Here is a 16003-nt window from a genome sequence, read left to right on the forward strand (position 1 = left end):
CGCCTTAGCCCAGCGCTGGATAGTCGGTGTAGCCGCGCTCCGTGCCGCCATAGAACGAGAACGGATCGGGCTCGGTGTACGGGCCGCCGGCGGCGATCCGCGCCACCAGGTCCGGATTCGACACGTACTGGCGGCCGAAAGCGACCATGTCGGCCTTGCCGTCCGCCACCAGCGACTGCGCCGCTGCCGGCGTCAGGCCGGCGTTGGCGATCAATACGCCCTGGTAGTTGGAGCGGATGATGTCCAGAATCTTCGGCATGTCCGGCACGCCGCCCCAGGCGTTGGTGTCGGCGCCGTGGATATAGCCTATGCCGTACTCGTTCAGCATGCGCGCCACGTAGCCGTAGGTCTCGGCCACGTTCGGATCGGTGGCGTTGTTATAGGCGGCATAAGGCGAGATGCGCACGCCGATGCGCTCTTTCGGGAACACTTCCAGCACCGCCTCGATCACCAGGCGCAGGAAGCGCGCACGGTTTTCCACGCTGCCGCCAAATTCGTCGGTGCGGCGGTTGACCAGCGGCGACAGGAACTGCTGCGGCAGATAGCCGTTGGCCGCGTGGATCTCCACGCCATCCAGGCCGGCGCGCTTGGCGTTCTCGGCGCCGGTGCGGAATTCGGCGACGGCGGCGTAGACCTCTTCATTGGTCATGGCGCGCGACGGCGAGGCGTAGATGCGGGTGTAGTAGCCGTTGCGCAGCGCGCCGTAGACCTGCAGCAGGCCCAGGTCGTCGTTGTAGCCCGATGGCGACAGCGGCTCGCGGCCGTTCAGCAGCGCATAGGAGCTGACGCGGCCACTGTGCCACAGCTGCATGAACATCTTGCCGCCGGCCGCCTGCACCTGCTCCGTCACGCGCTTCCAGCCCGCCACCTGCGCGTCGTTGTAGATGGCCGGCGCCAGTTCGAAGGCGGCGGAATTCGGCGACACGTTGGTGGCCTCGGTGATGATCAGGCCCGCCGTGGCGCGCTGCGCATAGTATTCGGCGTTGAGCGCGACCGGCACGCCATCCGCGCCGGCGCGGGCGCGGGTGATGGGCGCCATGGCGATGCGGTTGTTGAAGCTCAGATCGCCGATCTGGAGGGTTTGCAGCAGCTGGTTCATGGTAGTGACTCCGGGTGAGTAAAAGATGAGCCACTGTACCGCCGCCGCAACGCGGCGATAAGACGGCGCCACTCAGCAACACCTTTGCGCCATACGCAAAACTCGCCGGGGCGGAAATCGGTGCTACATTGGCAGGATTCGATCCATTTGTTCGATTTATGCCGCAAGAACAAGCGCCTAAAATCGACTCATCGATCACTTACTGCCAACTATCATGAAAACCAAACTGCTTCCCGCTTCATTCTTCGCGCTGACCTTGGGGCTGGCCGAAACCGGCAACGCCTGGCGCTTTGCCCATCACCTGTGGGCGCTGCCGCCGCTGGGCGGCGAAGTGCTGCAGGCGCTGGCCGTGCTGTCCTTCCTGGCGTTCGGCGCGCTGTACGTGCACAAATGGCTGGCGCACCGCGCAGCCGCCGTCGCCGAAACGCGCGATCCGGTGCAGTCGGCCTTCCTGGCGCTGATCCCGGAATCGCTGATCCTGGTGGCGCTGGCCTTGCAGCCCTACACCCTGTCGGCCGCCACGCCGCTGTTCTGGATCGGCTCCGCCGCCAACGTGGCCTACGGCGCATGGCGGCTGGCCGCACACTGGAGCAGCCAGCGCGACGCCGCGCAGATCGTGCCGCCGCTGTACCTGCCCTATACCGCCAGCGTGCTGGTGAACGCCCTGGCCGCCGGCATCTTCGGCTACACCGACTACGGCTGGATGCTGTTCGGCGCCGGCGGCATCTCGTGGCTGATCCTCGACTCCGCCATCACCCACCAACTGATGACCGGCGGCCTGGCCGACAAGACCCGCAACTTCATGGGCATCTACAGCGCGCCGCCGGTGGTGGCACTGGTGGCCTACCAGATCCTGGCCGGCGCCGAAGCCAATGCCGCCATCACCTGCGCCCTGGCCGGCTATGCGCTGTTCGTGTTCGCCGGACTGGCGCTGTCCATGCCGTGGCTCGCACAGCAGGCCTTTGCTCCCGGCTACTGGGCTTACACCTTCGGCCTCGCCACGCTGGGCCAGGGCCTGATGCTGATGGCGGAACACCAGCACAGCCCTGTGGTGGAAGCCATCGCCGGCGCGGTCTTCGCCGCCACGCTGATGCTGGTGCTGTACGTGGCCTGGGGTTCGCTGCGCCTGCTGGCAAAAGGCAGCTACTTCCCCACAGCTCCTGCACCGGCGCCAGCCATGGGGCGTCCATCGTGAAAACCCTGGCGCTCGTGCTCTTCCCCGGCGTGCAGTCGCTGGACGTCTCCGGGCCGATGGACGTTTTCGCCGAAGCCAACGCCTTCCTGCCGCCGGCGCGGCAGTATCGCCTGGTCACCATCGGCACCACGGCCTCGCCCATCCGCGCCTCCAACGGCCAGCAGCTGGGCGCCGACCTGCCCCTCGACCAAGCCGGCACCGACTACGACATCGTGCTGGTGGCCGGCGGCCCGCAGCTGGCGCACGAACAGGACAACCCGCAGCTGTCGGCCTGGCTGCGCGACGTGGCGCAGACAGTGCCGCGCTACGGCTCCATCTGCACCGGCGCCTACCTGCTGGGCCGCGCCGGTCTGCTGGACGGCAAGCGCGCCACCACCCACTGGAGCGACGCCGCCCAGCTGGCGGCCGAATTCCCCCTGGCGCAGGTGGAACATGACCGCATCCACGTGCGCGACGGCCGCCTGGTGACCTCGGCCGGCGTCACGGCCGGCATCGATCTGGCCCTGGCGCTGGTGGCGGAAGACCACGGCCAGGCGGTGGCGCTGGCCGCCGCCAAGCGCCTGCTGGTGCTGGCGCAGCGCCAGGGCGGCCAGTCGCAGTTCAGCCCTTATCTGTCGGAGGCCACCACGCCGGATGCGCTGTCCACCATCATCCAGCGCCACGTGATGGACAACCTCGCGCAGCCGCTGTCGGTGGAGCAGCTGGCCGAGGTGGCCAGCATGAGCATGCGCAGCTTCGCGCGCCAGTTCGTCAAGGAGATGGGGGTGACGCCGGCCGAATTCGTCCAGCGCGCCCGCGTCGATGCGGCGCGCAACCTGCTGGAAGGCGGCGAGCTGGCCCTGAAGACCATCGCCTACCGCTGCGGCTTCGGCAGCCCCGCGCGCATGCGGCTGGTGTTTGCCCAGCGCTTCGGCATCACGCCCAACCAGTACCGCGACAGCTTCCGCATCGGCGCATAGACTAGGCCACGCTGCGGCCCTGCAGCAGCGCATCCAGCTGGTTCAGGCTCACCGGCTTGGTCAGATGCTGTTCGAAACCGGCTTCGCGCGCCTGGCGGCGATCCGCTTCCTGGCCATAGCCGGTGACGGCAAACAGGCGCAGGCCCTCGGCGCCAGACTGTTCGCGCAGGCGCATCGCCAGTTCGTAGCCGTCCATGCCCGGCAGGCCGATATCCAGCAGACCGACCTGCGGCCGCAGCTGCAGCGCCGTGGCCAGCGCGGCGGGCGCGCTGAACACCACCGTCACCGTGTGGCCCAGCAGTTCCAGCCCCTCGCCCAGTGCGCGGGCGGCGTCTTCGTTATCGTCCACCACCAGGATCGACAGGCCGCCCTCAGTCGTCGCCGACGGCGCCGGCTGCGGCGTGCCTGGCCGATACTCGCCCTGCCCCTGCCACAGCGGCATGCGCACCGTGAAGGTGCTGCCGCAGCCCAGGCCCGCGCTATGCGCCTCCACCGTGCCGCCGTGCAGCGCCATCATGCTGCGCGCGATCGCCAGCCCCAGTCCCAGGCCGCCTTGCGACCGGCTCAGGGCCTGGCGCGCCTGCGTAAAGCGCTCGAACACGGGGCCAAGCATTTCCGGCGCGATGCCGATGCCGTTGTCGCGCACGTCCACCACCACCTGGCCGCCCTCGCGCCGCGCGGCGATGGACAGTCGGCCGCCCGGTTCTGTGTACTTGGCCGCGTTGGTCAGCAGATTGGCCAGCACCTGGGCGCAGCGCACCGGATCGGCCAGCACCGTCAATCCGGATGAAGGCACGTCGAGCGTCAGCACATGGCGCTTTTGCTCGATCAGCGGGCTGGCGGTTTCAATCGCGCGCGCCACCGCGTCCGCCATCTCCAGCACCTGGCGGTTCAACTGGATCTTGCCCTCGGCCACGCGCGACACGTCGAGCAGGTCGTCCACCAGCGCCACCAGGTGGTTGGTCTGCCGTTCGATGACGGCGCGCTCCTTGACGGCGTAATCGCCGCCGCGCATGCGCATCAGCTGCAAGGCGGTGACGATGGGCGCCAGCGGATTGCGCAGCTCATGCCCCAGCATGGCGAGGAATTCGTCCTTGGCGCGGTTGGCCGCTTCGGCGGCGCGCTTGGCGGTGGCCAGTTCGGTCACTTCAAACGCCACCACCGCCACACCGTATGGCTGGCCGCCGTCATCCATCAACGGCTGGTAGACAAAGTCGAACCAGCATTCGGTCGGCTCCTGGTCCGGCGCGCGCCGCATGCGCAGCTGCACCGAGCGGCCGACATAGGGCTGGCCGGTGGCCAGCACGCCGTCCAGCAATTCGTAGATGCCCTGCGATTCCAGTTCGGGGAAGGCCTCGCGTATGGTCAAGCCCAGCAGCGGACGCGGTCCGACCAGCCGCTGATAATAATCGTTGGCCTGCTCGAACACGTGGCGCGGCCCGCTCATGATGCTGATCGCCACCGGCGCCTGTCCGAACACGCTTTGCAGCCGGCGCGCCGCCACGCCCTCCACCACGCGCATGCGCTGGCGCAGATGCAGCACCTCGATGCGCGCCGCCAGCTCCCGTGCGGAGAACGGCTTGACCAGGTAATCGTCGGCGCCAGCCTGCAAGCCTTCCAGCCGCGCATCCTCGCCGGCGCGCGCCGACAGCAGCATGAAGGGAATGTCGCGCGTGCCTGGATGCGCGCGCAGCGCCGCCAGCAGGCCGAAGCCGTCCAGCTGCGGCATCATCACGTCCGACAGGATCAGGTCCGGCGCTTCTCGTTCGATGGCCGCCAGCGCTTCCACGCCGTTGTTGCAGACCTCCACCCGCCACTGCGACTGCAGCAGCCGTTGCAGGTAGTCGCGCATGTCGGCGTTGTCGTCGACCACCAGCAGCCGGCCATGAGCGGCGCTGGCCGCGACGGGCGCCGCCTGCTGCTGCACCCAGCCCTCCGCCTCCTTTACATACGCCTCCACCGCCGTCGACGCCGGCGCGGGAGCCGCCACATCCACCTGCGCCGCAGGCAGGTGCGCGCAGCCAAGCGGAATGGCGACCGTGAACACGCTGCCCTGTCCCGGCACGCTGTCGACGTCGATCCGGCCGCCGTGCAGCGCCACCAGGTCGTGCACCAGCGCCAGGCCGATGCCGGAACCTTCGTGGGTACGCGAGCGCGCGCCTTCCACGCGGTGGAAGCGCTCGAACAAATGCGGCAACTGCTCCTGCGGGATGCCGGCGCCGGTATCGGCCACCTCCAGCCGCAGCTGGCCGTTGACGATGCGCTGGCGCACGCGGATCTCGCCGTCGAAGGTGAATTTGAAGGCGTTGGACATCAGGTTCAGGACGATCTTCTCCCACATCGCCGGGTCCACGTACACCTTCATGGTGAGCGGCTCGCACTCGACCGCCAGGCGCATGCCCGCGCCCTCGATGGCCGAGCGGAAGCTGCTGGCCAGGTCGCCCGTCAGGGCCGCCAGGTCGACGGCGGCAAAGCTGGCGTGCGCGCGGCCGGCCTGCACGCGCGAGAATTCCAGCAGCGTGTTGACCAGCTTTTGCAGGCGCTGCGCATTGCGCTGCATGAGCAGCAGCCGTTCGCGCTGGACCGGCGGCAAGGGCGCCGCGTCATCCTCCAGCGCGTCGCTGGCAGGCCCCAGCAGCAAGGTCAGCGGCGTGCGGAACTCGTGGCTGACATTGCTGAAGAACTGGGTCTTGGCGCGATCCAGCTCGGCCAGCATGTCGGCGCGCAAGCGTTCGTCCTCCGCCGCGCGCGCCTGGCGGATGGCGTTACCGGCCTGGGTGGCGATCAGTTCCAGGAAGCTGCGGTAGTCCGCATCCAGCTTGCGCGCCGAACTCACGCCCAGCACCAGCACACCGATCGACTGTCCCGGCTCGCTGCCGGCCAGCGGCAGCACCAGTGCCTCGCGCAGCGGCTGCTGCGCCAGCCCGACCGGCATCCCGGCCGGCGGCGCATGGACGTCGAGCGCCATCAGGCGCGGCACGGCGTCGGCGCTCACCGCATCGATGTCGAACAGCGCGCGCGCATCGGCGATGCCGGCATGGGTGGCGTGCAGCAGCTGCGACGGTCCGGCGTCGCCGGCCAGGTACAGCTGCGCGAACGGCACGTCGTCCGGATTGTCGGCGATGGTGGTCAGTGCGATGGCGCAGGCGCCGTGCAGGGTTTTCTCCTGCAATGTGCGGGTGTTCAGGTCCGACAGCGTGTGCATGCGGCGCGCCGTCAGATAGCGGCTGGTGACGTCAAGATTGGCGCAGAACAGGCCGGCCACGCGGCCCGACTCGTCGCGCACCGGGCTGTATGAAAATGCGTAGAAGGTCTCTTCCAGATAATCGCCGCGCCGCATGAACAGGCGCACGTTGTCGGCCATGGTCGCCTCCCCCTGCGCGAACACGCGGTCGGACAGCGGGCCGCAGATATCCCAGATCTCGGCCCATACCTCGGCTGCCGGACGGCCCAGCGCCCACGGATGCTTGGCCATGCTGAGCACATCGATGTAGGCGTCGTTGTATAAAAACGTCACCTGCTCGCCCCAACCGATCCACATCGGCTGCGGCGAATTGAGCATCAGGTTGATCACGGTCTTCAGGCTGTGCGGCCAGCCGGCGATGGGGCCGAGCGGCGTGCGCTCCCAATCGTGGGCCCAGATGCGCGCTCCCAGCTCGCCGGGAGCGCTCAGGAACAGGGGGATGGCTTCCGGGGACCGTGTCGACATGGGCACTTTGTCATTCATGATTTACAATATTTCAAGCTTACCATGCACCTGTGCCGTTTTTGTGTCTGGTTGACTTTGGCGCGCCCGCCCCCACCATGATCAACATGACCGAAGCCCTGCAAGCCGCCTTGTACCAGTTTCATCCCGCCGTCGCGGCGTGGTTCGGTGCGGCCTTCCCGGGCGCGACCGAGGCGCAGCGCCAGGCCTGGCCGCTGATCCAGTCCGGCCGCGCCACGCTGATCGCCGCGCCGACCGGCTCCGGCAAGACGCTGACCGCCTTCCTCGCCGCCATCGACGCGCTGGTGCGCGAGAGCCGCCACGCGCCGCTGCCGGACGAGACGCGGGTGCTGTATGTGTCGCCGCTGAAGGCGCTGTCCAACGACATCCGCGTCAACCTGCTCGCGCCGCTGGAAGGCATCGCCCGCGAGCTGGAGGCCATGGGCCTGCCGCAGCACGGCATCCGCACCGCCGTGCGCACCGGCGACACCACCCAGGCCGAACGCAACGCCATGCGCCGCCGTGCGCCGCACATCCTCGTGTCGACGCCGGAATCGCTGTACGTGCTGCTGGGATCGGACAGCGGCCGCGCCATGCTGGCCGGCGTGCGCACGGTGATCGTCGATGAAATCCACGCCGTGGCGGGCAGCAAGCGTGGCAGCCACCTGTCTTTGAGCCTGGAACGGCTCGATGCGCTGTGCGGCCAGCCGCCGGTGCGGGTCGGCCTGTCGGCCACGCAGAAGCCGATCTCGGTGGTGGCGCAGTTCCTGGCGGGCGCCGGGCGTCCCTGCGCGGTGGTCGATGTCGGCCACGTGCGGGCGCGTGACCTGAACCTGGAACTGCCGCCGGTGCCGCTGGAGGCGGTGATGCCCAACGATGTGTGGGAGCGCGTCTACGACCGCCTGGCCGAGCTGACCGTCATGCACCGCACCACGCTGGTGTTCGTGAACACGCGGCGCATGGCCGAGCGCATGGCGCGCCACCTGGCGGACCGCCTCGGCCCCGAGCACGTGGCGGCACACCACGGCAGCCTGGCCAAGGAATACCGGCTGGACGCGGAACAGCGCCTCAAGCGCGGCGAGCTGCGGGTGCTGATCGCCACCGCCTCGCTGGAGCTGGGCATCGACATCGGCGACGTCGACCTGGTGTGCCAGATTGGCTCGCCGCGCAGCATCGCCGCCTTCCTGCAGCGCGTCGGACGCTCCGGCCACCACGTGGGCGGACTGCCCAAGGGCCGGCTGTTCCCCACTTCCCGCGATGACCTGATCGAATGCGCGGCGCTGCTCGACTGCGTGCGCCGCAACGAGCTCGATGCGCTGCGCATTCCGCCGGCCCCGCTGGATGTGCTGGCGCAGCAGATCGTGGCGGAAGTGGCCTGCCGCGAGTGGCGCGAGGATGAGCTGTTTGCGCTGATCCGGCGCGCCTCTCCGTATGCGCAGCTGGAGCACCGGCGCTACGACGAAGTGCTGCACATGCTCACCGACGGCTATACCAGCCGCCAGGGCGTGCGCGGCTCCTACCTGCATCGCGACACCGTCAGCGGCACCTTGCGCGGACGGCGCGGCGGCAAGATGACGGCGGTGATGTCCGGCGGGACGATACCGGACAACGCCGATTACACGGTGCTGCTGGAGCCGCAGGGCCAGAACATCGGCACCGTGCACGAGGACTTCGCGGTCGAGAGCCTGGCCGGCGACGTTTTCCAGCTTGGGAATACCTCGTACCGCATCCAGCGCATCGAGGCCGGCAAGGTGCGGGTGGAGGATGCGCACGGCGCGGCGCCGAATATTCCGTTCTGGCTCGGTGAGGCGCCGGGCCGCACCGACGAATTGTCGATCGGCGTGGCGCGGCTGCGCGGCGAGATCGATCACCTGCTGGCGACGGCGGCCAGCGGCGAGGCGGCGATTGAAGCCGTGGTGGACTGGCTGGCCGAACACCTGGGCCTGCGCGACGACGCCGCGCGCCAGATTGCCGAGTACATGGCGCGCTCGCGCGCGACGCTGGGCGCCTTGCCGACCCGCGACACGCTGGTGATGGAGCGCTTCTTCGACGAATCCGGCGGCATGCAGCTGGTGGTGCACACGCCGTTCGGCAGCCGCATCAACCGCGCCTGGGGGCTGGCGTTGCGCAAGCGCTTCTGCCGCACGTTCAACTTTGAGTTGCAGGCGGCGGCCACCGAGGATGCGATTGTACTGTCGCTGTCGGACAGCCACAGTTTTCCGCTGGACGAGGTGTGGCGCTATCTGCGGTCCAACACGGCTGAGCATATCCTGATTCAGGCTTTGCTGGATGCGCCGCTGTTCAATGTGCGGTGGCGCTGGAACGCCACCACTTCGCTGGCCTTGCCGCGCTTTAGCGGCGGGCGCAAGGTGGCGCCGCAGTTGCAGCGGATGAAGAGCGACGATCTGCTGGCGGCGGTGTTCCCGGATCAGGCGGCGTGCCTGGAGAATATCGTCGGCGAGCGCGAGCTGCCGAGCCATCCGCTGGTGGAGCAGACGCTGGACGATTGTCTGCATGAGGCGATGGACAGCGAGGGCTGGCTGGCGCTGTTGCGGCGCATGGAGTCGGGCGAAGTGCGCCTGCTGTCGCGCGACCTGCCGGCGCCATCGCCGCTGGCGATGGAGATTCTGAACGCGCGGCCGTATGCGTTTCTCGACGATGCGCCGCTGGAGGAGCGGCGCGCGCAGGCGGTCATCAATCGCCGCTGGACCGATCCGGCTTCCACCGATGATCTGGGCGCGCTGGACGTGGGAGCGATTGCCGCGGTTGCCGAGGAAGCCTGGCCGTCGGTGCGCAATGGCGATGAGATGCATGAGGCGCTGATGTCGGTGGCCTGCATCACGCCTGACGAGGCGGCGGGCGAGGAAGGCTGGCAGGCATGGCTGGACGCCCTGGCCGCCGGCGGCCGCGCCACGCGCTTGCAGGACGCGGCCAGCGGCGCCGACCTGTGGGTAGCACTGGAGCGCCTGGCCTGCGTGCAGGCGGCCTACCCGGCGGCCATCGCCACGCCGTCGCTGGCCAGGCCGCATGCGCGCGGCCAGGATTCGGCGGATGGCGACGCGTCGGCGGAGGACTGGACGCGCGACGCGGCGCTGGTGGAGATCCTGCGCGCGCGTATGAGCGGCTTCGGGCCACAGACGGTGGCGGCGATTGCCGGCCCTCTGGCGCTGCCCGCCTCCACCGTCACCATCGCGCTGACGCAACTGGAAAGCGAAGGCTACGTCATGCGCGGCCGTTTCACGCCTGGCGTCACGGCGGAGGAATGGTGCGAACGCCATCTGCTGGCGCGCATCCACCGCTACACCATCAAGCGCCTGCGGCGCGAGATCGAGCCGGTGGAACGGCAGGACTTCATGCGCTTCCTGTTCGAGTGGCAGCATCTGGCGCCGGACGCGCAGCTGCAGGGAATGGACACGCTGCCCGAAGTGCTGGCGCAGCTGGAAGGCTACGAAGCCGGCGCCGGCGCCTGGGAAAGCGAACTGCTGGCCGCGCGCGTGCAGGATTACTCGTCGCTGTGGCTGGACGACTTGTGCCGGGCCGGCAAGATCGTCTGGACACGCGTCGGTGCGCCGGCCAGCGCCGCCGGCGGCCCGGTGCGCACTACGCCGCTGGTGCTGCTGCCGCGCCGCCAGCTGGCGCTGTGGCATGCGCTGCCTGCGGTGGCCGGCGAAGTGGAAGTGTCGCCGCGCGCGGCGCGCGTGCTGGAGGCGCTGCGGCGCGATGGCGCGATGTTCTTCGATGAGCTGTCGCACGACGCGCGCCTGCTGCCGGTGGAGCTGGAGAATACGCTGGGCGAGCTGGTGGCCACGGGCCTGGTCAACGCCGACAGCTACGCCGGGCTGCGCGCCATGCTGGTGCCGGCCAACAAGCGCGCCAGCAACGACAAGCGCCGCCGCCGTGGCGCCGGCCCGACGATGGAGGAAGCCGGCCGCTGGGCACTGGTCCGGCGCGGCGACGGCGTCACCATCACGGTCCGCCCGATCGAAACCGCTGCGCCAGCCGCAGCAGATGCCGGCGCGGCCGCCGCTGCCGCCGATGCGCCGCCTGCCATCCGCCCCGCGCCGCCAGCCCGCAAGCCGCGCACCGATCCGGAAACGCTGGAGCACATCGCCATGACGCTGTTGCGCCGCTACGGCGTGATGTTCTGGCGGCTGCTGGAGCGCGAGGCTAGCTGGATGCCCAGCTGGCGCGAACTGCTGCCCGTCTACCACCGCCTGGAAGCGCGCGGCGAAATCCGCGGCGGACGCTTCGTCGCCGGTTTGTCAGGCGAACAGTTCGCCCTGCCGGAAGCCATTCCCCTGCTGCGCGACATGCGCCGCCGGTCGCACGACGGCAGCTACGTCTGCATCTCGGCCGTCGATCCGCTCAACCTGTGCGGCACCCTGCTCGCCGGCGACAAGGTAGCGGCGCTGGCCGGCAACCGCCTGCTGTTCCGCGACGGCGCCCCGGTCGCCACCCAGGTCGCCGGCAAATTCCACTACGCCCTGGGTGAAGAAGACCGTGAAACACTGCACGCATACCTGGTCGGCCGGCCGCCGGTGTAAGCTCAACGTGGCTTACCGCACATAACACCGGCCGCACCGGGCGTAGCATGGTCTCCATGAAAAAATCGCGCCCACTCAAAATATTTGCAGGCCTGCTCGCCACGTTGTTGCTGGTGCTGGTGGCAATCGTCATCTTCATCATGACCTTCGACTGGAACCGCGCACGCCCCTGGATCAACCACCGCGTCTCCGACAGCATCGGCCGAGAGTTCGCCATCAACGGCGACCTGCGCGTCAAATGGGAGCAAGGCGATGACGCCGAATCTGGCTGGCGCCGCTACGTGCCGCGCCCGCGCATCAGCGCCAACGACGTCCACATCGCCAATCCGGCATGGACCAGCACCGGCCCGCAACTGGCCAGCGCCGGCAGCATCGTGGTCGCCATCCACCCGCTGCCGCTGCTGCACAAGGAAGTGGTCATCACCGACCTCGAAGTCGACAAGATCACCGTGGCCGCGCAACGCCGCGCCGACGGCAGCAACACCTGGACCTTCAAGGACAACGGCCCGTCCACCTGGGAAGTCGACATCCAGCGCCTGACGCTGGGCGACGGCGACCTGCGCTACCTGGACGACGGCATCAAGCTTGACCTGCGCGCCAAGGCCAGCGGCATCAACGAAGGCGCCGATGCGCAGAAGTACGGCATCAAGTTTGATCTCAGCGGCAGCTACCGCGACGCCCCGGTCACCGGCGGCGGCAAGGTCGGCAAGGTGCTCGCGCTGACCGACGTCCACGCCAACTTCCCGGTGCAGGCCAACGCCAACCTGGGCAAGAACAAAATCGCCGTCGAAGGCATGCTGACCGATCCGCGCGCGCCGGCGGGGCTGGACCTGAAGCTGTCGCTGGCCGGCGCCAGCATGGCCGACCTGTATCCGCTGACCGGCGTGCTGCTGCCTGAAACGCCGCCTTACGCCACCACCGGCCGCTTGATCGGCAAAAAGTCCGGCGCCATCTGGAACTGGACCTACAAGAACTTCACCGGCACCGTTGGCGGCAGCGACCTGGAAGGCACGCTCGCCTACAGTCCGCGCAGCCCGCGTCCCCTGCTGACCGGCGCCCTCACCTCGCGCCAGTTGCGGCTGGAAGACCTGGGCCCGACCATCGGCGCCGAAAGCAACAGCAGCAAGGCCACGCGCGGCAAGCCGCAGAACCAGCCGGCCGACAAAGCCCTGCCGGTCGACCAGTTCAACACCGCCAAGTGGGATGCGCTGGACGCCGACGTCACCTTCACCGGCAAAAAGCTGATACGCACCCACGACATCCCGCTGAACGATATCCAGGCCCACATCAAGATGAACAACAAGGTGCTGACGCTGACGCCGCTGAACTTCGGCATGGCCGGCGGCGACATCACCTCCAACATCAAGCTCGATGGCCGCCAGAAGGTGATCGACGCCGATATCCGCATGGCGGCACGCCACCTGAAGATCAACCAGCTGTTCCCGAAACTGGAATCGATGCAGGCCAGCGTCGGTGAAGTCAGCGCCGATGCAGCACTGGCCGGCAAAGGCAATTCCGTCTCCACCATGCTGGCGACGTCCAGCGGCGAACTGGGCGCCACCGTCAGCGAAGGCTCGGTCAGCAAATTCATTCTGGAAGCGGCGGGCCTGAACGTCGCCAACCTGGTGTTCGTCAAACTGTTTGGCGACCGTCAGGTGCAGCTGAACTGCCTGGCCGGCGACTTTGTGGTGGAACACGGCAAGGCGGACGCGCGCCGCTTCGTGGTCGACACGCAGGAAGCCGTCATCAACGTCAGCGGCAATGTGGACCTGGCCAAGGAAACGCTGGACCTGGACGTGCGCCCTCAAACCAAGGGCGTGCGCATCATCTCGCTGCGCACGCCGCTGTACGCGCGCGGCACCTTTACCAATCCGGACGTCGGTCCGCAAAAAGGCCCGTTGGCGCTGAAGGCCGGCGCCGCCGTGGCGCTGGCCAGCATCGTCAATCCGCTGGCGGCCGTGATTCCGCTGATCAATCCCGGCAAGGTCGACTCGATCGATTGCGGCGCCCTGCTGGCGCAAGCCAACAAGACCCGCAACGACGCCAAAACGCAGCCGATCAAGAAGAAGTAACGGCGCGCTGCGTGAACAGCCGCACGCCGAACACCGGGCCGGCTGTGTGGCCCGGTTCCGGATCGAAGCGCACCACCACGCCGGCCTTGCCGGTGGTGAGACGCTCCGGCACCGCATATTCCTGGTCGATGAACACGCCGGGATTGCTGCCATCCAGCTTGACGTGGGCGATGCGCTCGCCATCGATGCTGATATAGAAATCGCGGTTGCGCTCCTCGCCCCAGTAGCTCGCCTGCAGCACCAGCGGCCCGTTGGCGCACTTCATGCGGAAGCTGAAATAACCGCCGGTACGGGCATCGCGGCCGTTGCGGCCACGGTAGGACACCGGGTATGAAATATCCGATTGCAGGTCGTGGTCGCGCTCCGGCTGCATTTCGCCCAGATGCATCACGTCCACCGAGCGGTCCGACAAATCCTTGAGCCGCGCCTCCTCCTTGCGGAAAGCCACTTCCGAGGCCGCCCATTCCTCTTCCGTGTAGGCGTTGAAGTAGACCGCCGCGCGCCGTTCGTACTGCGAGAAGAACGGCGTGAACTTCATGTCGCCCGGCCGGCCGCTGCCCACGCTGCGATACACGGCCTGGCGCTTGTCCGCTTCCGCAAAGGCGCCAAGGATATTGGCGCCCACCAGCGCCGGCGCCAGTCCGCTGAACGGCTTGTCGGCCGCGCCCAGGTCGGCGGCCAGCACCATCGGACCGCGCAGCAGCGCCACCACGTGGTCGTTGCCGGCGGCGGCTTCCAGGCGCAGGTCCAGCGGCAGCGCCAGGCGCACGCTGTCGCCGGCCTTCCAGCGGCGGCGTATCAGCACATAGCCCTTGTTCTTGGCCGCCACGTGCGGCTTGCCATTGACCAGCACCGTGTGCCGCGACGCCCAGGCCGGAATGCGCAGCGCCACGGTGAAGTACCGCTGTCCCGCCAGCCGCCGCACCTTGAGGTCGATGTCGCCTTCGAACGGGTAGCGCGTGTTCAGTTCCAGTCTGGCGGCTGCGGCCTGCCATTCCACCGTCGACGGGATGTACAGGTTGACGAACAGCGTGTCGCCATTCTCCCAGTAGATCGAATCGCCATGCTTGGCGTGGCTCTCCATGCCGGACAACACGCAGCACCAGAAGTCGTTCTCCTCGCTGGAGTATTCGCGCGCCACGCCGGACATCAACGGCGTCATGTACGTGAACATGCCGGTGCTCGGATTCTGGTGCGCCAGGATGTGGTTCAGGTGCGTGCGCTCGTAGTAGTCGAAGTACGCGGCATCCGGCGCCCAGCTGTAAAGGTGGCGCGTCATCTTCAGCATGTTGTAGCTGCAGCAGGCTTCGCAGGTCTGCTCGGTGATGTGGGCGGCGATGCTGTCCGGCGCCGAGAAGTATTCGCGGTCGCCGTTGCCGCCAATGACGTAGCTGTGGTGTTGCGTCACGCGCTTCCAGAAGAAGTCCACCGCGTTGGCGTCGCTCTGGCGGCCGGTCAGCTCGTGCAGGCGCGCCAGACCGATCAGCTTGGGGATCTGCGTGTTGGAGTGCAGGTTGGCCAGTTCGTCGCGGCCCTGCGTCAGCGGCAGCAGCACCTTGGTGTGGTACAGGCGCTGCGCCAATGCCAGCCAGCGCTTGTCCTGCGTGCGCGCATACAGTTCGGCGAAGCTTTCGTTGATACCGCCATGTTCGCAGGCCAGCACCAGCTGCACCTGCTCGTCGTTCAGCGCGGCGAACACCTTGTCGATGTAGCCGGCCAGGCCCAGCGCCACTTGCAGCGCCTGGTCGTTGCCGGCATAGGTCTGCGCGTCGAACAGGCCGGCGAACACCTTGTGCCAGTTATACAACGGCACCCAGCAGCCATTCAGGTCGAAGCCTGCCGAGCGGATCTCGCCGCGCATGATCTCAGGGAAGATCTCCTTGCCGTCCACCACCGTGCCATCCTTGCGCTTGCGCATGAAGCCGGCCGCGTAACCGTCGCCCTGCGCCTGCTGCACGCGCGCCAGTTCCGCCACGATGTAGTCGATGCGCGGCTTCAGCGCCGGCGTGCCGGTTTGCGCATACATCAGCGACAGCGCGGACAGGTAGTGGCCCAGTCCTTCGCCGGCGATGGTGTCGGATTCCCAGCCGCCGTAGATGGCGCCCTTGACCGGCAGGCCGGCGAAGCGGTGGTAGTTGTGCAGGAAGCGGTCGGCGCTCAGGCGCAGCAAATAAGCTTGATTAGCCTGCACCGCATCCAGGTAGACGGAAGGCAGCAGACGCACCGCCGACAGTGGCACGGCGTTGGCGGCGGCGGGAATGCTGCTGCCGGCCGAAGCAGCGGTGGCGCGGGCGTTCCAGCCGGAGATCAATCCCAGGCCGGCGGCTCCGCGCAGCACCAGTCGGCGATGATGGAACGAGGACAAGGCGCGCATGGATTTCCTGAATTGGATTAGTATCCCGATAATGTACCCCGTCCACCGTCGCAC

Annotated in this window: 7 protein-coding genes; 4 read left to right on the top strand and 3 right to left on the bottom strand. The window is 68.1% G+C overall.

Annotation, left to right across the window (positions count from 1 at the left end; translation table 11 throughout):
* Window positions 1-4 precede the first annotated feature (4 nt).
* A complete protein-coding gene (locus GJ698_RS12210; RefSeq protein WP_154357898.1) occupies window positions 5-1099 on the bottom strand; it encodes an alkene reductase in 1095 nt (364 codons plus the stop codon).
* A 214-nt stretch (window positions 1100-1313) separates the two neighbouring features.
* Between GJ698_RS12210 and GJ698_RS12215 the strand changes: the two genes are divergently transcribed.
* Both GJ698_RS12215 and GJ698_RS12220 read left to right on the top strand, forming a co-directional pair.
* Window positions 1314-2294: an SLAC1 family transporter gene (locus GJ698_RS12215; protein WP_154357899.1), complete on the top strand. Its 981-nt coding sequence runs from the start codon at window positions 1314-1316 to the stop codon at window positions 2292-2294.
* Complete coding sequence (locus GJ698_RS12220; protein ID WP_371865271.1) at window positions 2291-3253, top strand: GlxA family transcriptional regulator; 963 nt, start codon at window positions 2291-2293, stop codon at window positions 3251-3253. The genes GJ698_RS12215 and GJ698_RS12220 overlap by 4 nt, the downstream gene beginning before the upstream one ends.
* 1 nt (window position 3254) lies before the next feature.
* Here the strand turns inward: GJ698_RS12220 and GJ698_RS12225 are convergent, their stop codons facing one another.
* Window positions 3255-6962 carry an ATP-binding protein gene (locus GJ698_RS12225; RefSeq protein WP_154357900.1) on the bottom strand — a complete coding sequence of 1236 codons (3708 nt, stop codon included), beginning with the start codon at window positions 6960-6962 and terminating at the stop codon, window positions 3255-3257.
* A gap of 95 nt (window positions 6963-7057) precedes the next feature.
* Between GJ698_RS12225 and GJ698_RS12230 the strand changes: the two genes are divergently transcribed.
* Window positions 7058-11503: a DEAD/DEAH box helicase gene (locus GJ698_RS12230; RefSeq protein WP_154357901.1), complete on the top strand. Its 4446-nt coding sequence runs from the start codon at window positions 7058-7060 to the stop codon at window positions 11501-11503.
* Window positions 11504-11559: 56 nt separating this feature from the next.
* A complete protein-coding gene (locus GJ698_RS12235; RefSeq protein WP_154357902.1) occupies window positions 11560-13575 on the top strand; it encodes an AsmA family protein in 2016 nt (671 codons plus the stop codon).
* Here GJ698_RS12235 and GJ698_RS12240 read toward each other — a convergent pair.
* Window positions 13562-15949 (bottom strand): glycoside hydrolase family 127 protein, encoded by a 2388-nt coding sequence (locus GJ698_RS12240; protein WP_154357903.1) that lies wholly within the window; start codon window positions 15947-15949, stop codon window positions 13562-13564. The genes GJ698_RS12235 and GJ698_RS12240 overlap by 14 nt on opposite strands.
* Window positions 15950-16003: the final 54 nt, after the last annotated feature.

This window comes from Duganella aquatilis, assembly GCF_009674565.1.
Lineage (GTDB): Bacteria > Pseudomonadota > Gammaproteobacteria > Burkholderiales > Burkholderiaceae_D > Rugamonas > Rugamonas aquatilis.